Below are 20,169 nucleotides of genomic sequence, written 5' to 3'. Positions count from 1 at the left end.
GAAAAATTCAGAAATGAGCGTTTTAAACAGAGCTAAAGATTATGTAGAAAACTTATTCAAAGATAAGTTATCTTCTGTATATTTTTACCATAATTTTATTCATACCACGTATGCTGTCAACAAGGCTGAAGAGATCATGCAGCATACGGATGTTTCTGAAGCAGAGCGGGAAAAAATCTTGCTGGCGCTGTGGTTTCATGATGTAGGTTTTACCGATTGCAACGCTGAAGGACATGAAAAAAAAGGGGTAGAAATTGTTACAGAATTTCTTTTGCATGAGAATGCATCACAAGAATATATTGATGAAGTTGCTGCTCTGATTCTTTCTACCGAAAAATATCATCAGCCTCAAAATCTTCTGGAAGAAATTATGAAGGATGCGGATTTTAGTCATTTTTCGAGTCCGTTTTATAATGATTCAGCAGAGGCGCTTCGTAAAGAATGGGAGCTGACTGGCGGAATGTGCTTTTCAAATGATGAATGGAACGTGATGAATATTGATTTTCTGAAAAACAAGCACCGATATTTTACGGAATATGCCAAAGAACACTGGGAACCGCTTAAATTGAAAAATGTAAAAAAATTGGAAAAAAAGCTCGATAAATTAGATAAAGAAGACAAAACAAAGAAAGAAAGTTCGGATTCTAAAAAAGATAAGGATTCAAAATCTGACAGAAGTGTAGATACGCTTTTCAGAGTTACTTTGAATAATCATACAAGATTGAGTGATATTGCAGACAGCAAAGCCAATATTTTGCTTTCTGTCAATGCGATCACTATTTCGGTTTGTCTTTCTGTTTTGGTTCCGAAATTAGATACTCCTAAAAATGCACATTTGATTATCCCTACTTTTTTCCTGCTGATCTCAAGTGTTCTAACGATTATTTTCGCCATTCTTTCTACCAAACCAAATGTGACCAAAACTACTTTTACAAGACAGGATATTGCAGACCGAAAAGTAAACCTTCTGTTTTTTGGTAATTTTCACCAAATGCAGTTTAACGATTATCTGAGTTCAATGCATGATTTGATCAAAGACAGAGATTACATCTACGATTCTATGGTAAAGGATTTGTATTTTTTAGGAAAAGTTTTAGACCGGAAATACAAGTTGTTGTCTATCACTTACAATATTTTTATGGCGGGAATTATTATTTCTGTGCTGTCTTTTGCGTATGCTTTTCTTAAGTTATAAGCTGCATGTTTCAAACAAAAGAAACCCTCAACGCCAGCAATCCCGTAATTCCCTGCAAATCTTCAACCCTTAAAAATTCGACATCAGATTTTAAGACATTTTGTTTTTGAAGTCTGCTGATGTATTGAAGATATTCGCGCTGGTTTTCCATTCCGAAATAAACGATGGTGATTTTCCCGGGGCAGGTAATTCTTTCTGTAGAATCTTTAATGTGGGCTTTATCCAGTCTTTTCTTGATGATTTCAAAATTGGAATTAAAGGCTCCGTCTACATCAAAACGTTTCTCATCCATCCGGAAACGGATATCTATTTTTTCGTTATACACGAAGATTAATGAAGCAATATCCAAACAGATCGGTAGGTCTTTTTTAAACAAATTAAACTCATGTTCCATCGTACAGATTGTCTCCAGCTGCCAATATCGTAATTCGTGAACAACCTTTGTAGAATAGGGTAAATCCGGAGCGATATTCGGACCGATGTAGAGATTATGCTCGACACCATCAGATTTAAATCTTTCAAAATAATGCGGGAAAATTTCCTGGGCAGCGACCTGTTTCTGATCTAAAATATCAGCGAGTTTACGGTTGAGAAGGGTGATAGAATCATCAAGATTTTTTCTGTTGGCATAAAAAAGATCATTTTGCGAAAATACCTGACTGAAGTAATTTTTGATTTTCTCTTTTACAGCTTTATCACTTTTTACCTCGAGCTGGCCTTGCAAATAGGGATGAATTTCTTCCCGCAAGAGCCTTTGAAACCGTTGTTCTGTATCTGCTTTTATTTCATTATTCAGTTCATTTTCAAAAACATCCAATGCCAGAGAATATTTCTCTGCATCTGAAGAATTGAGGAGGAGAATCACTTCATGAAGTCCGTCAATCTGTTGATTAAGATCTTCTAGCATCAGGTTAAAACGCTTGTCTGACGAAGAGCGAATATCTGAGAAACTGAATAACGGTGTCAGATTTTTAAAAGAAATCTCTTTTAAAGTATATATTTTTTTAGATAAATAGGCATTGAAATAACGTTCAGCTTCATTTCTGAACTTCCAGATCACGCTATCATGAATCGTCGTGTATTCGCGCTGAATAATGGCTTCGATCTGATTATTTCTTTCGTAAGAAAATCTGCTGAGAGAGAAAATGATCATGTCTGCAACGAACTCGAGTTTTTTTAGTTTTAAACCGTTTAAACTGTTGGGCAAGGGTGAAGTAAATTCCATCATAGCAAGCAGCTCGCCATCTTTCATAATCGGAATAACCATAAAGCTGTTGATGCGGTTATCTTTGAGAATGCTGAAAGAAGGCAGCTTTTTGATTTCGTCATCAAGCTTGTCAACATTAGAAACCACAACGGGTTTTGAGTTGTAGCTGATATTTTCGAAGGCAGTTTTTCTTACTTCTTCATCGAAAGTATTGATCCAGAAATCAAGGATATAGTTGGTAAAAACATTATCATAAATCGGAAGTTTCTCAAGCCTTTTATTTTTGGTATTAAAAAGCATTAACCCGAAATTGAGATCGGCAACTTCAAAATAAGATTTAAAGATTTCCTTAAGATTTTCATCGGGAGCCGGATGTTGGAGATCAATTTTAATAAGGCTCGATTTCAGGTCAGAAAGTGCAACTTCCGAGGTGCAGTCGATGAGTGAAATGATGCTGAAACCATTTAAGATCCACGATTCTGCCGGAAAATATTTTTTCCAGAGCTGAATGTCATCTAAATTTTCGAGCAGCATATCTAAAATATCCTCAGAAGGAATCTCCGTACCAACTGCAGGATATACATCGCTGTAATCTGAGTTTACCGTGATTTTATAGTGTTTTATAATTCCCTGCTTATCGGGAATATCATAATAAAACGGTAAGGTAACTTTAATATCTTTTTTAAGGTACGTCTGTAAAATCAGGCAACAGCAGAATACATAATATTCGTCATCGCTGATGTCACGGAATTCGATTTCAAAATCTTTTCCGGCGTCATTCAGAATGTTTTGAAATCTTTCGGTATAATTAAAGGTAATATTGGTAAGCGGAATTCCTGCCGCTTTGATCTCATTACGGGTCAACCCGGTAGGGAAAAGATCTGCAAGTAAAAGTCTGATGAGATCTTTGTGTTTCTCAAAAAGGGAAAGATCCTGAAAGCCATCCCGCAATTCCTGGAAATTCTTAGTTTTTTCAATCAGAGATTCTGCGTAGCTGGCGCGGTATTCTAAACGATCATTATAGCGAATATGCTCCAACACATCCAAATATTTTTTGAACGATATAAAAACCTGAAACGGACTTTCTTTCTTGTAAAGATTCGACAAAACGGGAAATAAATTTTGTGGGTAAAGGTAAGAAATTGTGAAAGTAAAACTGTTGTGTAAACCTGGAAATTTCGACTGAATTATTTTGAAATCAGCATCTATACTCATTCTTTTTTACATGCTAAAATATATTTGTAAGGTTTTTACTTTATCAATTACGGACAAGTCCACGACATCAGTAGCATTTCGATTTTGTTCGGTCGGAATTTGAATTAAATTATCAAACAATCCAAATCATTGCCCTTTCTGCGAAGCGATGGCCGGAGAATATCCGAAAGATTTTAAATTCTGGGGATGGCATCCGAACTGCAGATGTACGGTAATCACACTTCTGAAAACTTTTGAAGAAATGGAGAAAGATAATACACGGATCCTTCAAGGTTTGAAACCTTCGGAACCTGATGATGTTGTAAAAGAATTGCCGTCTCAATTTACATCGTGGGTTTCTGACAATAAGAATAAGATCGAAAGAGCGAGAAGTACACCTTACTTCATCAAAAACAATCAAGATAAATTAAGCCCTCTATTGTAGATGGCTTTTTTGTTATATTTGTGAAAACTAATAACATGAATAGATTAGTAATTATTGGTAATGGCTTTGATTTGGCACATGGTCTTCCAACTTCATATACATCATTTTTAAATTTCATTTGGCAAAATGTAAATAATATCAATAGTAATTATTTGATCAAAAAATTATTCAACATAAACTATGATCATTTTAGGGGTGATTCAAAATTTTTAAATTACAAAGAGTTTGTAGCAAATGCTCGGAGATTTTATAATCATGGTTCTTATAATATTGCTAATTCTTTTTATGGAGAAAGCTCATTTAAGATTACATATAAACATTTCGCCTTCGCAGATGAAAGTGGCGAGATTATTTTTGAATTTAGTAATAAATTATTTGAGTTAATAACGGTTCGAAATTTAGAAAACTGGGTAGACATTGAAAATATTTATTATAAAGCATTACTTTCAATTATTAAAGAGACTGGTGAATTTCCTCAGCTTGGCAACATTGAACAACTTAACAAAGAATTTGAAAATATTAAAAATCTTCTCAACTATTATATAACTGAAAACATTGAAAATATATATAATTTTCTTGGAAGCGGAAATGAGTTAAACTCGATAGCAACTCTGTTTAAAAATAAATATCAAGATCTTTATCGAAAACCGGATCATAAGCTGTTTTTAGAATTTCCATACGATTATAAAGACGAATTAATAAAGTATGATAATAGCTTAAAATTATCATATCTCGGGTCTTACGAATCTGAAAATTTATTCTTAGATTTTAATTACACGTCTAATGTTGCAAACTATGTTTCAAGATTAAACTTGGAAAACGATAAAAAGATAGGAAAAAGTTCACATATCCAAATACATGGAACGGTAAGTAGCGTTGAAGATCCAATAAATTTTGGTTTTGGAGATGAAATGGATGATAATTATAAAGTTTTAGAAAATATAGGTGACAATAAATATCTCGAAAATATCAAATCATTTATGTACTTTAATAATTCCAATTATAGAAAATTGTTAAATTGGATCGAGTCAAAAGATTATCAGATATTAATCATGGGGCACTCGTGTGGATTGTCAGATAGAACATTATTGAATACAGTTTTTGAGCATAACAATTGTAAATCAATTAAAGTATACTATCATCTAAGCGAAGACGGCACTGATAATTTTACAGATCTCTCGCAAAATATATCGAGACACTTTAATAAAAAGGCCTTAATGAGGCAAAAAGTAGTTGATAAAACACTATCACAACCTTTACCACAAGATGTTAGATATAGCTATAAATAATAAAAGTATTGATTGAGGGGCTTGGAGCCCCTCACATTACAAAAAGTTTATATCTCCTTCTTTATACAGTGTAATTTTGCTATTTTTAAGATATAAGCAAGGCAAAACAATTGTTGTGGAATCATCCTTACTATATAAAACAGAAGTACTATTAGTTTCGTCCTTGAGAGAAAGAATTATACTTGCATAAAGTTCATTAATTCTATTTTCGTTATCATACTCTAGAATTAAATTTTCTGTTCCGTTTTGAATTCTAATTTTCATGGTATTGTTTTTAAATATTAATTATTTCAAAGTTAATTCTTTTCAATTAAGTTTAAGATTTTACAATACACTTTCTATATTTGTAAAAACTAATACTTTATGAAAAAAGATAATTGGATATTTTGGGCTATCGGTGGAGGTTCGCTACTGTTAATGGGTTTTACTCTTTACTATAATTACAATTATGCTAAAAGCTTATCGTGTGACCAACAAGGTATTTTTGGTGATATGTTTGGAGCTTCAAATGCTTTTTTTACCGGATTGTCTTTTACAGGAGTTATCATTGCTATTTTACTTCAACGCCAAGAATTAAAATTACAAAGAAATGAATTGGAGCTGACTAGGGAAGAAATGAAGCTTACACGTAATGAATTTGAAACTCAAAACGAAACTTTAACCAAACAACAATTTGAAAACACATTTTTTCAGATGTTAAATATGTTTAATCATAATGTAGAAAACCAGTCTTACACAAGCCTAAATAGTACTTACACGAAAAAAGGTGTTTTTGATTTTTTCACTAACACCGTGAATGTTAAGATGAGAAGCATATCTGAAGATGTATTAAAAATCGATCATTTTAATAGGGGAGGTCACAACAAAGAAGTCGATAATCAAGTAATTTCTTTAACAAGAAAGGAAGTTGTGCACGCGATCAGAGATGGTCATATTTGGTATGGAAATATGTTCTACTCATACTTTCTAACTTTATATACAATACTTAAATTAATTGAAAAAAGTGAAATAAAGGAAAAAGACTTATACGCTTCAATAATTAGATCTCAATTAAATATAAGTGAACTGATAACTATTTTTTACAAGTGTATTGTAAATCAAGAAAATGACGAATTTAACCTAATGATAAAGAAATATAGCATTCTTGAGAATTTAGGAATTAGCAATTTTACAAATGAATTTCTTAGAAAAGAATTGCAAACTTACAAGTAGATTTTGTAATCACTTATTACTTATTATTCAAAACCTCTTCTTTTTTCACTACACAAAACTTTGTCCTATATTCATCACCAGGCTGTAGACTTTGCTGATATAAAGTCTGTCTGGCAACTCCAATTTGTTCTGCGGTGAAAGTATTGTAAATAGCCGTAATTGAGCTGAAAAAGAAATCAGCTTTACCTTCAATCGGTTCGTGTAGTTTTACGTGGTAGATTATGCGGTTTCGTTTCATTTAACGTTTACTGTATTTAAAGTCATCTACAACTTCTATTTTTAAAGTATAAGGTATTAAAGGTTCCGATTGCTGCCAATTAACAACACGATCCCTTAATTTTGTCTTACTATTGAAGTTTCTAGAAATATTTTTGTAAGTATCAAAATATCGGTCAGTATTCGGTGAATCTTGATAGTAAAATAATTTTATCGAGGCGCAATTCTCATGCTCGAAAATTGTATTCAATAATGTTCGATCAGAATTGCCACATGAATGCCCCAAAATGTATACCTGAAACAATCCGCTTTCTAATATTGATAGAACTTTTTTATAATTACTAGTTTTAGAATAATTAATTGATTTCATGTTGTCTAAAAATGCATCATTTCTCAGTTTCTCAATTTGTAAATATGAATCATCAAGTTCATCACCGTATCCAAATATTAGGGGATTATCGTCATTTTTTAATTCTCCATGAATATGCGTTACGTTAAAATCAATTAACTTTTCGTAAATCTTTTCGGTAGAAGTATAGTTGAAACTAATTACTTCTACTGAGTCATGTCTATCTTCAAAAAATTTATCTTCATGCGATTTTAGAAGTGTATAGAAGGCTGACTCGCTCCAAACTGCTTTGGAGACAATACTATGTAAAAATTTATCAAATTTACTGGTATAGAATTCCACTATATTGTTTTTATCTGGATTTTCGTTTAGAGCAATGTTTTTAAACATTTCCCATTTTTCTTTGTATATCTTTTTCTTAGCTTCTTCGGATAAATCCTCAATTCTAATGGGTTGATCCATTATGTTTTTAATATGATCTACTATTTTATCAGAATGTTGAAACTTATCTTCGACTTCAACTAAGTAATTTTTTAATTCATCTTTAATACGCTTTAATTCTTCATTTATTTTTTTAATCCCGCCTTCTCTACTATCATTATCAGGAATTAGGCTTAAAAGTATATCATAATATTCATTTTCTATATCAACCCAATTTTCAAATGACTTTTCAGATATTTGAAAAAGAAAATTATTATGTATTTGTAAAATCTTGTGAGATGTGTTGAATATGCCATTTTCTAAATATTCTCTTGAAAGAAAAGTACTCGAATTTCTTGCTGCATTAAATATATCACCACTCACGTAACCATATGTATAGGTAACTGCGAAATCCTTTGAAGAGTAATGAGGTTCTCGAGATTGTGAAAGACGATAATCAATTTTAGACCAATAATTATCTATAAAATTGTTATAAGAAGTTGGCATTTCATGAGCTAAATCAAAGCCATTTCCGATTAGAATTATTCTTTTTATCATGGAATAGTTTTAATGTAAAGATATTAAACTTCTTCAATTGATCGAAGCAAACAGCCTTCGGAATTACAGCTATTCACTTTAAAACTGATCATTCGATTACCATCATAAACAATCAAAAAATATCCAATCCCATCACCGGAAATAATTACATAAGCATAATTTAATGCTTTGTTATTTCCGCCTGAGCAAAGAGAAAAGAATTTCACCGTTTCCGGACACGCTTGACTTTCGATAATTTGCACGCATATATTGTACATTCATCTATTTGATAATAGCTTGGCAAATTTTAAAATTGAATCAAGACAAGCAGCCCCAATCATGAGAGATACTATATGCAATATTACCCTTGTTAAATATTCAGTTTCCCCTGTTGTTTCGTACTGTTGGGAAAATATTTTCATCCAATAACTGCTTCCAGTGTAGCATTTAGTACTCCCGTTCCTGTTGGGGCGTTAGTAATAAAATCAAAACCCTTAGAAAGAACGGGAGCTGAAAATATTGGTATCGATCAATACTCAAGTTATTGTCACAAAAAAACCTTTCAAAATACGTTGAAAGGTTTTTTATATATTTTAATTTAGATTACAATCCAAACTGCTTCGCGAAAAAATCAGGATAAACTCCTAATATTACCAGTGAAGCAATGATTACCACCGCAACAATATTATACGTAATGGTCACTTTCTCTGCAGTTTTGAAGGTGCTTTCTTTAAAAAAGAACATCGCAATAATCAACCTTAAATAATACGCAATAGAAATTGCCGAACCTAAAACTGCTACGATTACCAAGAATGTATTATCATCTTTTGTCAATGCCTGAGCAAACAATGAGAATTTACCCATAAAACCTGCTGTCAAAGGAATTCCTGCCATTGACAATAAAGAGATGGTTGCTACAACAGCTAATAACGGTTCTGTTTTTGCCAATCCTTTGAAAGCGCCAAATGAGGTTTCTCTTTTTATTTTTTCTACCCAAATCAAGCACATAAATACGCCCACTGTTGAAAGTGAATAGGCGAATAAGTAAAATGCTAAAGTATACGTAGAAAGTGCATTCATCCCGAAGAAAACCAACCCGATATATCCTGCATGGGAAACTGACGAGTAGGCCAACATTCTTTTTGCATTGGTCTGTGCAAGACCCATTGCATTGGCAAGGAATAAAGTGATGATTAAAAATACGCCCAAAATATTAATCCATTCAGCAGTTACACCGGAGAATCCTATTGTCATTAATCTGAACAGTGCAAAAAATCCTGATATTTTCACCACACTCGCCATAAAAGCTGTGATCAAAGATGGTGAACCGGCATACACATCCGGACTCCACATGTGGAATGGTGCTAAAGCTACTTTGAACGACATTGCGCAAAGCATCATGATTACCCCCAAAATCAACATGATGTTTTTAGGATTCGTGATTGTAAATTCCTGAATTTTATATAAATCAAAAGTTCCTGTACTTCCATAGATAAATGCGATACCAAACAGTAAGAAACCTGTTGCAAATGCACCCATCAGGAAGTATTTAATAGAAGCTTCGTTTGATCTTAGATCTGTTTTGTTCGCTCCCGCCATTACATACAAAGGAATAGAAAGAATCTCAATTCCTAAGAATAAAGTCACTAAGTTCTGGAAACCGAAAAGGATAATTCCGCCACAAAGAGCAAAAAGCATCAAGGCATACAATTCTGACTGGTGGCTTCTGTGATTGCTGAAAGCGAAACCTCCCAAAAAGAATAATAGTAAAGTCGTTACCAAAGATATTTTTGTAAACAACGCAGTGTTTGCGGTGTAGTCATACATGTGTCTGTACTGCGCAAAGAATGAAGCTTCCGGTAAGAAACTTACATATAAGGCAATGATTAATCCAAAAATCCCAATGTATCTTGCGAATTTTCCTTGCTCAAAAACTCCCGAAAATAACGCAGCAACTGCAGTTAGGAAAACAATAATTAAAACACTCATAATTTATATTTGAGATTGGAGATTGAAGGTTTAAAGTTCAAAGTTGTTTATTTAAGATTTAATGTTGTGAAATACAGTCTTTAAAATCTTTAATCTATTATCTTTTCTCTTTACTCTTTTCGCTCTCTGAATAATTCTTAATCTTTTACTATTTAAATTTTAGTTAATCATTGAAGTGTAAATAAACTTCAGTGAACTACTTACCATATCAATAACCGGCTGAGGAAAAACTCCCAGTACAATTACAAATACTGCAATACTCGCCAATACCGAGAATTCTACTGCAGATAAATCTTTTGCTGTGCTTAAAACTGCTTCGTCACCTTGTCCGAACATTGCTTTTCCGTAGAATCTTAATAGATAAACTGCACAAAGAATAACGGTAAGACCTGCAATTACTGAAGCCAATACATTAAAGTCGAAGATCGATTTAATCAAAATGAATTCTCCGATGAAACCATTCGTCAATGGAACTCCCATCGAACCTAATATGATAATCAAAAATAAAACGGCAAACTTAGGAGCGACTTTCGCCAAACCTCCCATCTGTCTGATGTCTCTTGATTTAAATCTTTTGTATAAAATATCAGCACAGAAGAATAAACCTGCCACGTTAATACCGTGAGCAAATGTCTGTACCAAAGCTCCTTCAGCTCCTTCAATCGTAAATGTTCCTCTTAAAGTAAGCACTGCAGAAGAGAAAATACCTGCTACCATCAATCCAACGTGCGAGAAAGAAGAATACGCAATGATTCTCTTCATATCTGTTTGAATGATTGCGATTAATGCTCCGTGCACAATTCCTACAATCGCTAAGATAATTACAATCTGTCCGGAAATTCCGAAAATTGCAGTCGGTGTAATCGGAATCAGATACCGAAGCACACCGTAGATTGCCATTTTAAGCATAATCCCTGATAACAACATTGATCCCTGAGTTGGAGAGTAAGTATAAGTATCCGGTTGCCAAGTGTGGAATGGAAAAACCGGAAGTTTTACTGCAAATGCAAAGAAAATAAACCAGAAAACAACAATCTGTTGAGTTTCACCCAAGTTTGCGTTATACAAATCTGTCAAAGCAAATGATGCTGAATGATTGTAAACGTAAATTAAACCAGCCAACATAAACAAGGATCCTACGAAAGTATATACGAAGAATTTTGTAGTGAACTCAAGTCTTTTGTTTTCCTGCCCCCAAAGTGCGGCGATAAACCAGATCGGAATCAAAGTTATTTCCCAGAAAATGTAGAACAACAGTCCGTCTAAAGCGGTAAAAACACCCACCAATCCGAATTGCATCAGCAAAATCAGACCGTAGAATGTGTTTTTATAGCTTACATTTTCATTAAAAGATGATAAAATAATGATCGGCATCAAAATATTGGTCAACAATAAAAGAAGCAAGCTCATCCCGTCAATTCCGAAATGAAGTTTACTTTTTATAAATTGCGACCAAGGCTCGTTAATCTCGTACTGCAATACGCTGTCTACGGTCGGATTAAAATCAAAATCCGAAACAACGTAAAATGTAAGCAGCATTTGAATCAAAGCAATTCCTAATGCCAGGTATTTGCTTGAGGTATTCCTCCATGCAAAGACCAATCCCGAACCTACTAGAGGTAAAAGTAATAATGTTAATAGTAAATAAGACATTATTGTAATATAAAGTTAACAATTAATATAATTCCCACAGCTAAAGACATGATCAGAATGTAGTTTTCTACATTTCCGTTCTGTATACGCTTCATTGATCTTCCGCTGTCTTCAGCGCCTTCTCCCACATAATCTACAAAACGATCCAGAACGCCTTTGTCAAACATTTTTCCCCCACGTCCCAGTCCTTCAACGGTTTTTACAATCAATGCATTGTAAAGTTCGTCTACGTAAAGTTTCTTAGCAGAAAGTTTTTCCCATCCTGTATAATCGTCTTCAGCAATAGCTCTTTTTTTCTTATTCACATATGTGTTTTTCACGATAAACCAAACTGCGAAAAACATGGCAACTGTTGCTCCCAAAAGAATAAATTCGGTGTTTTCTGCTACTCCTGTAAGCGTAGTTTCCATTTGGTTAAAGCTTTCTTCTGTCAAAACAGGTTTCAGCCATTCCATTAATTTAGCATAATGACCATGACCGATGAAGTGAGGAAGGTTGATGAAACCTCCAAGCACTGAAAGGACAGCCAAAACAATTAACGGTAAAGTCATGTTTAATGGACTTTCGTGTAAATGATGTTTCTGTTCTTCTGTACCTCTGAACTCTCCGTGGAAAGTCAGGTAATACAGTCTGAACATATAAGTTGCCGTAACAGCTGCTAAGATGAATAGCATCACCCAGTAAACAGGGTTTTTAGCATAAGCTGCCACTAAAATTTCGTCTTTTGAAATCATCCCTGATAATAAAGGGAATCCTGAGATTGCTAAAGTTCCAATCAGGAAAGTTGCATGCGTGATGGGAATATATTTTTTCAAACCTCCCATAAAACGCATATCCTGCTCGTTGCTCATCGCGTGAATTACTGAACCCGCACCCAAGAACAACAAAGCTTTAAAGAAAGCGTGTGTCATCACGTGGAACATTGCTGTTGTGTAAGCTCCTAAACCTAAAGCGATAAACATAAAACCAAGTTGTGAAACCGTAGAATATGCCAATACTTTCTTGATGTCGTTCTGACGAAGCGCATAGAAACCTGCCAATGCTGCGGTTAAGAATCCGATTAATAAAATTCCGTCTTGTACGGTTGGAGCTAAAGTAAATAAGAAGTTTGATCTTACTACCAGATAAATACCTGCCGTTACCATCGTCGCCGCGTGAATTAATGCAGAAACCGGTGTTGGACCAGCCATCGCATCGGGTAACCATGTATATAAAGGAACCTGAGCCGATTTTCCTGTTGCACCAATGAATAAACTCGCTGTGATAAATATGATAATTGTTCCGTCTAATTCAAATTTCCCTGCGTTTTGAGCAACCGTTAAATAATCAACTGCATTTGTTTGAGAAGCGATCATAAAGATTCCGATCAACAAAGCAAGGTCACCAATTCTGTTCATGATGAAAGCTTTTCTCGCTGCTTTCCCATATTCTTCGTTCGTGTACCAGAAACCAATCAGTAAGTAAGAACACAAACCTACACCTTCCCATCCGATGAATAAGATTAAGTAGTTGCTTCCCATTACCAAAAGTAACATTGAGAAGATAAACAGATTTAAATAAGTGAAAAACTTATAGAAACCTGTATCATGACTCATATATCCGATAGAGTAGAGGTGAATCAAAGATCCGATTCCTGTGATGATCATTACCATCATTAATGACAGCTGATCGATCTGGAAACCGAAGTTAATTTGAATTCCGTTAACTCTAAACCATTCAAAAGCTTTTACGATTATGGGCTGGCTTTCAGAATCAAAATTCATGAAAATATTTACTGCAATACAGAACGGAATAAAAACCATTGCCGTAGCCAGAGAACCCACCACTATTTTTGGAAGATTTTTCCCGAATAAACCGTTAATGAGAAAACCTAAAAGTGGTAAAAGTATTATTGCATAGACTAAATTTTCCATTCTTTATCCTCTTAATTTATTAAATATACTTACATCCACAGAACGGGTATTTCTGTAGAGCATCGCAATAATTGCTAAACCTACAGCAACTTCTGCAGCAGCAACCACCATAATGAAGAAAACTAAAAGTTGTCCGTCACTGTTCCCGTTGTATGCTGAAAATGCAGCCAGCAAAAGGTTTACAGAATTAAGCATAAGCTCCACACAACCCAAAATTACAATTGCGTTTTTTCTCAGCAATACTCCCAAAACCCCAAGACAGAACAATACTGACGAAAGGATGATGAAATATTCCAAAGGGACGCTTTGTATAAAAGTATTTACTTCTCCCATAATTTATAAATCTTTTTTACCGATTAATACCGCACCTACAATCCCTGCTAAAATCAGGATGGAAGCAAGCTCAAACGGCAAAACATATTCGTTGAATAAAAGTCTTCCCAAGTTTTTCGTAAGACCAACACCTTTGTCTACGTTTTCTACTACCACATGTTGCTCCTGAACTCCTCTGAAAACACCTAAAACCCCAATTAATAAAAGACCGGCTGTAAAAACTCCAACAAACTTTAAAGTATTGTTCTTCTTACTTTCGTCTTCTTTATTAAGGTTAAGCATCATTAAGATATAAAGGAATAAAACCATGATCGCACCTGCGTAAACGATGATCTGTATGATGGCCAAAAACTGAGCATTCAGAAGAATGTACATTCCGGCGATTGAAAACATTGTAACAATTAATGACAGAATAGCGTAGAGAGGATTTCTCGCAAATACGAAGTAAACCGCACTCGACACTGCTAAAAACGCCACCAAGAAAAATAAAAACTGATCCATTATTTTACCGCATTTTTTTGTTTCTCGGACTGTCTTTCTGTGATGTCAATCCTTTCATTAATTTTTTCAACCAATTTATCTTTTCCATAAATGAAAGAACCTCTGTTGGTTTCTACATCTACCAAACGGTCTGTCAGATAAATTGCAGATTTCGGACAAGCCTCTTCACACATACCGCAGAAAATACATCTCAACATATTGATTTCATATACTGATGCATATTTTTCTTCTCTGTAAAGATCTTTTTCTTCTCTTGTTCTTTCTGAAGCCGTCATTGTAATGGCTTCGGCAGGACATGCCACTGCGCACAAACCACAAGCTGTACATCTTTCTCTGCCTTCTTCATCTCTTTTCAGAACGTGCTGACCTCTCCAGATATCTGCTCTCGGTTTCTGTACTTCAGGATAAGAATATACTGCAGGTGCGCCTTTTATAACGGTTCTCACAGCATGCTTAAAAGTAATCCCCATACCTTTAAAAATCGCCGGGAGGTAGATTTTTTCAGCAAGGGTCATTTCTTTATTCGAAACAACTTTTGATCTGTTTGTAAGTTTCATTTATTTATAGATATTAGATGTTAGACATTAGACTAATCTTGTGTCTTATCTTAATTTATATTCAATTTATTAATTTCCAAAAGCTAAAATTACAGCTCCTGTAATCATCAGGTTAACCAATGCCAACGGAATTAATGTTTTCCATCCTAAGTGCATCAATTGGTCATATCTGAATCTCGGAAGCGTCCATCTGATCCACATAAAGATCAAAATTCCGACAACCGTTTTGGTTAAAAATGCTACGATACTTAAAATTCCTGCTGCATTTTCTCCCCAGTTCTGGGTTACCCATTCGATTCCCGGATAGTTGTATCCTCCGAAGAAAAGAACCACCATAAATGCATTGGATATAAACATATTCACATATTCACCAAACATGTACAATCCTAATTTCATAGATGAGTATTCGGTAGAATATCCTGTAACCAATTCAGATTCACACTCCGGTAAATCGAAAGGGTGACGGTTGGTTTCTGCCAAAGCCGCAACAAAGAATATTAAAAATGCCAAAGGTTGGTAGAGTATATTCCAGTTTAACCCATCTATCTCAAAAAGACCCCAGATTTTGCCTGAAGTCTGAGTTTCGGTAATTACTTTTAAATCTAAACTTCCCGTCATCATAATGATAGAAAGTAATGCAAGACCCATCGCCAATTCATAAGAAATCATCTGCGACGAAGCACGGATTGCACCTAGTAATGAATATTTATTGTTAGAAGCCCAGCCTCCGATCATAATTCCGTAAACTCCGATAGAAGCCATTCCTATAATGAAAAGTACACCTACATCAATATTAGCAACTTGTAGATCGAAAGATTCACCACCAATATTTAATGTTCTGCCCCAAGGAATAACCGCTCCGGTAATCAATGAGATAAACATCACCAATGCCGGTCCCAATACAAAAAGGAACTTTTCTGCATTTTGAGGGGTAAAGTCTTCTTTAAAGAAAAATTTTCCACCATCTGCAAGAGGCTGCAGCAAACCAAATGGTCCTGATCTGTTAGGCCCTATTCTGTCCTGCATTATGGCTGCTACTTTTCTTTCTGCCCATGTTGAATAGGCCGCTATCGTTAATGATAACAGGAAAAGTGCCAGTACAAGTATTAATTTAAATGTAAGTAAATCCATTTTTTATTTATTTAGATAGTAGATATCAGATTTAAAATCCGAGGTCTGATGTCTGAAATCTTATGTCTTTAAAAATTATTTTTCGTCTTTTTCACTGATTTCTTTCGCCATCGGATTGTCTAAAAGTCTTAATTCGTCTTTAGGTTTCTCGTAATGGTTTAATGAAATAACTGAATGTCTGTCGATATGTCTAGGACCTTCAATATTCCAGTCGGATAATTTTTTTCTTTCGAAACGGCAAGTATCACAGATAAATTCTTCAACTTCTCCCCACTGGTCTTTTCTTGCAGTTACCCTTACTACTTCATCACCTTTCAAATATACAGTAGTTTTACCTGAACACTTATCACAATTACAAGAAGCGTTCATTGGCTTTGTAAACCAAACTCTGCTTGCAAAACGGGCAGTTCTGTCAGTTAATGCTCCAACCGGACAAACGTCAATAACGTTTCCAATGAAATCATTGTCTAAAGCTTTATTTAAGTAAGTTGAAATTTCAGCATGATCTCCTCGGAATAGAATTCCATGCTCACGTTCTCCCGTCAACTGATTTGCCGCTAAAACGCATCTTGCACACAAAATACAACGGTTCATATTCAGTTTAATGTTCGGACCTAAGTCGTCTGCATCGTAGGTATTTCTTTCAAAATCAGTTCTGGTATCCGGATCACCATATTCGTAACCCAAATCCTGGAGATGACATTCTCCGGCCTGATCACAAACCGGGCAATCCAAAGGATGATTCACCAGTAGAAATTCTGTCACTGCTTTTCGGCCTTCCTGTGCTTTATCCGAAGAAAGATTTTTCACTTCCATCCCATCCATCACATTGGTTCTGCAGCTTGCTACCAGTTTCGGCATCGGACGAGGATCTGCTTCCGAACCTTTAGAAACCTCTACCAAACACGTTCTGCATCTTCCTCCACTGGCTTCCAATTTGCTGTAGTAGCACATTGCAGGTGGTACAGATTTTCCGCCGATCTGTCTGGCTGCCTCTAAAATAGAAGTGCCGGGCAAAACTTCAGCAGTCTGTCCGTCTATCGTTATTTTGAATTTTTTAACTTCTTCGCTCATATTTTTTCGCTTTATAATGCGCTAAGCAATAGTTCTTTTATTAATTAAATCAAAAATTATTTTGACTTTTTTGTTGTGTTAAATGTATATCCTATTCCAACATTCACCTGTGCGTAGGTAAAATCCTGTGAAGCCTTATCCGGCTTATTGTTCAGTGTCGTTTTAATATCCGGCATATTGATGTACCCAAGCTTTCCTTCTGCTTGAAGTACAATATGTTTAATAATAACTACACTTAATGCTGCTCTTGCATCCAATCCGAACCCTGCCAAATGGAATCTGTCACTTCTTTCATTACCCATCAGCTGAACATTTGATTTCGGCAATAAAGCTCCTAATCCTGCTCCATAACTCGCAAAAATAGCAATATGTTTTTTATTTAAAACGTTATGATATTTCTGAGCCCCGATATTGATATAATTAAGACCATCTGTGTGTTCGAATGTTAAAAATTCTCCATTATCCAGGTCTACTTTCCCATCATTTACCATCCCGGCATATTTAGGATCATTGATATATCCTTTAAAATCTACAATTTGCCTCTGATCCATCACATATTTCATGTGATCCATTCCTAAAGTAATTCCAAAATTATCTTTCGGAAAATAGGTAATCCTGTAATTAACCTGAGGAATTGTTATAGTTCCCGGATTAAAATAGGTTCCCCAGTCAAATTTGGTCTGTCTGTCATGAGCCACTACATTATCCAACTGAAAATCATACCCGTCACCTTTAAAGTGAATGTCTGATTTTGAATATTTTGCATTATTCCATCCCCAAAACACCAAGAAACTTCCTTTTTTGAAAACTCTGCTGTTTTCTTCCTGTTGTTGTCCTTTTAAACTAACCGAACTGAATCCGATTAATAATAAGAGAACGATGATTTTTTTCAATTTTGAGACTCTATTAATTACTTGCTGCAACTGGGATAGGGTCTGCATAATTGGCCAATCCGTAGTTTTGAGTTAAACACAATTCAGGATTTTTCACATGCCATTCAAATTCATCTCTGAAATGACGAATCGCTGCTGCAACAGGCCATGCTGCCGCATCACCTAAAGGACAAATGGTATTTCCTTCAATTTTTCTCTGGATATCCCAAAGCAAATCGATGTCTTCCATCTTTCCTTCTCCTTTTTCTATTTTCTTTAAAATTTTGTGCATCCATCCCGTTCCTTCACGACAAGGAGTACATTGTCCACAACTTTCGTGATGATAAAATCTCGCTAAAGTCATAGTATGTTCTACAATACACTGATCTTCATCCAATACAATAAAACCTCCTGAACCCATCATCGTTCCGGTAGAAAAACCACCGTCAGCAAGAGATTCGTAGTTCATATATCTTGGTTCACCGTTTACCGTTTTCAATAATAAATTTGCAGGAACAATCGGAACCGAACTGCCTCCGGGAATACAAGCTTTAAGCCTTTTTCCGTCTTTTATACCACCGCAATATTCATCAGAATAAATAAATTCTTCAACCGTAATGGTCATATCAATTTCATAAACTCCAGGCTTATTAATGTTTCCGCAGGCAGAAATTAATTTTGTGCCTGTAGATCTTCCAACACCGATTTTAGCATATTCTGCTCCAGTAATGTCGATAATAGGAACGATAGCTGTGATAGATTCAACGTTGTTAACAACTGTTGGTCTTTCCCAAAGTCCTTTTACAGCCGGGAAAGGTGGTTTTAATCTTGGGTTACCTCTTTTTCCTTCGAGAGATTCTAGTAAAGCAGTTTCTTCGCCGCAGATGTAAGCACCACCACCTCTCTGAACATATATTTCACAATCGAAACCGGTTCCTAAAATGTTTTTACCTAAAAATCCGGCAGCCTTAGCTTCCCCAATTGCTTCTTCCAAAATATCAGGAATCCATGAATATTCTCCACGGATGTAGATGTACGAAACATTTGAGCCTAAACAGTAGGATGAAATCAGCATTCCCTCAATCAAAAGATGAGGAAGAAATTCCATTAAATATCTGTCTTTGAATGTTCCGGGTTCAGATTCATCTGCATTGACTACCAAATGTCTCGGTACACCTTCCGGTTTTGCCAGAAAGCTCCACTTCATCCCGGTAGGGAATCCTGCGCCACCACGACCGCGAAGCCCTGAAGTTTTTACTTCTTCAAGAATTTCATCGGGAGTCATTTTCAAGGCTTTTTCAGCTGCTTCGTAACCTCCCTGCTTGCGGTAAGTATCGAAATAGCGAATACCTTCTATATGTGCGTCTTTAAGTAAAAGTTTTTTACTCATTTTTTTATTATGCTTTTAGCATTTAGCTGTTGGCTTATGGCTTTTAGCTTACTGCTATTTTTTGTTTAAATTTATTTTAGTCTAAAGAAAGTTGTCCTTCTCTGCAAAGATCAAGGATTTCGTCTACTTTTTCTATGGTTAAATTTTCGTGATAGAACTTTCCTAACTGTAACATTGGAGCATATCCGCAAGCACCAAGACATTCTGCTGGCTTTAATGTAAACATTCCGTCTGCGGTAGTTTCGCCGTCTTTAATGTTCAGTTTTGTTCTGATATGGTTTAATATTTTTTCGCTTCCTGAAACCATGCAAGGTCCTGTTCGGCAAACTTCTAAAACATATTTACCAACCGGCTTCATATTAAACATGGTATAGAAGGTTGCCACTTCGTATACTTCAATTGGCTTAATGCTCAATAATTCAGCAACATAATCCATCACAGGAACAGCTAACCATCCTCCAAATTCCTTTTGTGCCAAATGCAGCACCGGAAGAAGAGCAGATTTCTGTTTTCCTTCGGGATATCTGGCGATAATTTTATGTACCTGCTGTAAACTTTCCGGTTTAAAAGCTATTGTTTCGCTCATTTTTTATCTCTTAGATTAAAGAGTAAAGAACAAAGAAAAAAGATTCTCAGGTTCTATATTCTAAATTCGTTTTTATATTGTGTGACAAAAGTATTTCATCTTTCAT

20 protein-coding genes are annotated in these 20,169 nt (G+C 35.1%); 4 read left to right on the top strand and 16 right to left on the bottom strand.

The window, feature by feature from the left end; all coding sequences use genetic code 11:
- The first annotated feature begins 13 nt into the window (after nt 1-13).
- Entirely contained in the window at nt 14-1,195 is a 1,182-nt protein-coding gene (locus K0U91_RS03485) for a Pycsar system effector family protein (RefSeq protein WP_220180419.1), read from the top strand.
- 10 nt (nt 1,196-1,205) lie between these two features.
- On the opposite strand, the gene K0U91_RS03480 is transcribed toward K0U91_RS03485, so the two are convergent.
- Nucleotides 1,206-3,617 (bottom strand): GAF domain-containing protein, encoded by a 2,412-nt coding sequence (locus K0U91_RS03480; RefSeq protein ID WP_258561908.1) that lies wholly within the window; start codon nt 3,615-3,617, stop codon nt 1,206-1,208.
- A 148-nt stretch (nt 3,618-3,765) separates the two neighbouring features.
- Between K0U91_RS03480 and K0U91_RS03475 the strand changes: the two genes are divergently transcribed.
- On the top strand, nt 3,766-4,041 hold the full coding sequence (locus K0U91_RS03475; RefSeq protein ID WP_220180418.1) for a hypothetical protein: 276 nt from the start codon (nt 3,766-3,768) through the stop codon (nt 4,039-4,041).
- Between the two features lie 35 nt (nt 4,042-4,076).
- Entirely contained in the window at nt 4,077-5,330 is a 1,254-nt protein-coding gene (locus tag K0U91_RS03470) for an AbiH family protein (RefSeq protein WP_220180417.1), read from the top strand.
- A 36-nt stretch (nt 5,331-5,366) separates the two neighbouring features.
- Here K0U91_RS03470 and K0U91_RS03465 read toward each other — a convergent pair whose 3' ends face one another.
- Nucleotides 5,367-5,594 carry a hypothetical protein gene (locus tag K0U91_RS03465; protein ID WP_220180416.1) on the bottom strand — a complete coding sequence of 76 codons (228 nt, stop codon included), beginning with the start codon at nt 5,592-5,594 and terminating at the stop codon, nt 5,367-5,369.
- A gap of 99 nt (nt 5,595-5,693) precedes the next feature.
- Here K0U91_RS03465 and K0U91_RS03460 point away from each other — a divergent pair, with 99 nt between their 5' ends.
- Entirely contained in the window at nt 5,694-6,542 is an 849-nt protein-coding gene (locus K0U91_RS03460; protein WP_220180415.1) for a putative phage abortive infection protein, read from the top strand.
- Nucleotides 6,543-6,558: 16 nt separating this feature from the next.
- Here the strand turns inward: K0U91_RS03460 and K0U91_RS03455 are convergent, their stop codons facing one another.
- The 14 genes from K0U91_RS03455 to K0U91_RS03390 all read right to left on the bottom strand — a co-directional run bounded on the left by K0U91_RS03455 (nt 6,559) and on the right by K0U91_RS03390 (nt 20,063).
- Nucleotides 6,559-6,780 carry a hypothetical protein gene (locus tag K0U91_RS03455; RefSeq protein WP_220180414.1) on the bottom strand — a complete coding sequence of 74 codons (222 nt, stop codon included), beginning with the start codon at nt 6,778-6,780 and terminating at the stop codon, nt 6,559-6,561.
- Nucleotides 6,781-8,085, bottom strand: coding sequence for an AbiH family protein (locus K0U91_RS03450; RefSeq protein WP_220180413.1), 1,305 nt, complete (start codon nt 8,083-8,085; stop codon nt 6,781-6,783). It lies immediately after the preceding gene.
- Between the two features lie 23 nt (nt 8,086-8,108).
- Nucleotides 8,109-8,342: a hypothetical protein gene (locus tag K0U91_RS03445; RefSeq protein WP_220180412.1), complete on the bottom strand. Its 234-nt coding sequence runs from the start codon at nt 8,340-8,342 to the stop codon at nt 8,109-8,111.
- A 325-nt stretch (nt 8,343-8,667) separates the two neighbouring features.
- Nucleotides 8,668-10,053, bottom strand: a complete 1,386-nt coding sequence (locus tag K0U91_RS03440) for an NADH-quinone oxidoreductase subunit N (RefSeq protein ID WP_220180411.1) — start codon at nt 10,051-10,053, stop codon at nt 8,668-8,670.
- Nucleotides 10,054-10,212: 159 nt separating this feature from the next.
- Nucleotides 10,213-11,706 carry a complex I subunit 4 family protein gene (locus tag K0U91_RS03435; protein WP_220180410.1) on the bottom strand — a complete coding sequence of 498 codons (1,494 nt, stop codon included), beginning with the start codon at nt 11,704-11,706 and terminating at the stop codon, nt 10,213-10,215.
- Entirely contained in the window at nt 11,706-13,619 is a 1,914-nt protein-coding gene (gene nuoL / locus K0U91_RS03430; RefSeq protein ID WP_220180409.1) for an NADH-quinone oxidoreductase subunit L, read from the bottom strand. Before nuoL ends, K0U91_RS03435 begins: the two co-directional genes overlap by 1 nt.
- A 3-nt stretch (nt 13,620-13,622) precedes the next feature.
- Nucleotides 13,623-13,952: an NADH-quinone oxidoreductase subunit NuoK gene (gene nuoK / locus K0U91_RS03425; RefSeq protein WP_219970681.1), complete on the bottom strand. Its 330-nt coding sequence runs from the start codon at nt 13,950-13,952 to the stop codon at nt 13,623-13,625.
- Between the two features lie 3 nt (nt 13,953-13,955).
- A complete protein-coding gene (locus tag K0U91_RS03420) occupies nt 13,956-14,453 on the bottom strand; it encodes an NADH-quinone oxidoreductase subunit J family protein (protein ID WP_047447235.1) in 498 nt (165 codons plus the stop codon).
- A complete protein-coding gene (locus K0U91_RS03415; RefSeq protein ID WP_220180408.1) occupies nt 14,453-15,010 on the bottom strand; it encodes a NuoI/complex I 23 kDa subunit family protein in 558 nt (185 codons plus the stop codon). The genes K0U91_RS03420 and K0U91_RS03415 overlap by 1 nt, the downstream gene beginning before the upstream one ends.
- Before the next feature lie 69 nt (nt 15,011-15,079).
- The gene (gene nuoH / locus K0U91_RS03410) at nt 15,080-16,141 is read right to left on the bottom strand and encodes an NADH-quinone oxidoreductase subunit NuoH (protein ID WP_220180407.1); all 1,062 of its coding nucleotides are present in this window, start codon (nt 16,139-16,141) and stop codon (nt 15,080-15,082) included.
- A gap of 75 nt (nt 16,142-16,216) precedes the next feature.
- A complete protein-coding gene (locus K0U91_RS03405; RefSeq protein ID WP_219970687.1) occupies nt 16,217-17,215 on the bottom strand; it encodes a 2Fe-2S iron-sulfur cluster-binding protein in 999 nt (332 codons plus the stop codon).
- A gap of 56 nt (nt 17,216-17,271) precedes the next feature.
- A complete protein-coding gene (locus K0U91_RS03400) occupies nt 17,272-18,108 on the bottom strand; it encodes a hypothetical protein (protein ID WP_258561907.1) in 837 nt (278 codons plus the stop codon).
- A 13-nt stretch (nt 18,109-18,121) separates the two neighbouring features.
- Complete coding sequence (nuoF, locus tag K0U91_RS03395; RefSeq protein WP_220180405.1) at nt 18,122-19,477, bottom strand: NADH-quinone oxidoreductase subunit NuoF; 1,356 nt, start codon at nt 19,475-19,477, stop codon at nt 18,122-18,124.
- A gap of 76 nt (nt 19,478-19,553) precedes the next feature.
- Nucleotides 19,554-20,063, bottom strand: coding sequence for an NADH-quinone oxidoreductase subunit NuoE family protein (locus K0U91_RS03390; RefSeq protein ID WP_220180404.1), 510 nt, complete (start codon nt 20,061-20,063; stop codon nt 19,554-19,556).
- Nucleotides 20,064-20,169 lie beyond the last annotated feature (106 nt).

This window comes from Chryseobacterium sp. LJ668, from assembly GCF_019613955.1.
GTDB lineage: Bacteria > Bacteroidota > Bacteroidia > Flavobacteriales > Weeksellaceae > Chryseobacterium.
This window is presented reverse-complemented; position numbering and strand designations above follow the sequence as displayed.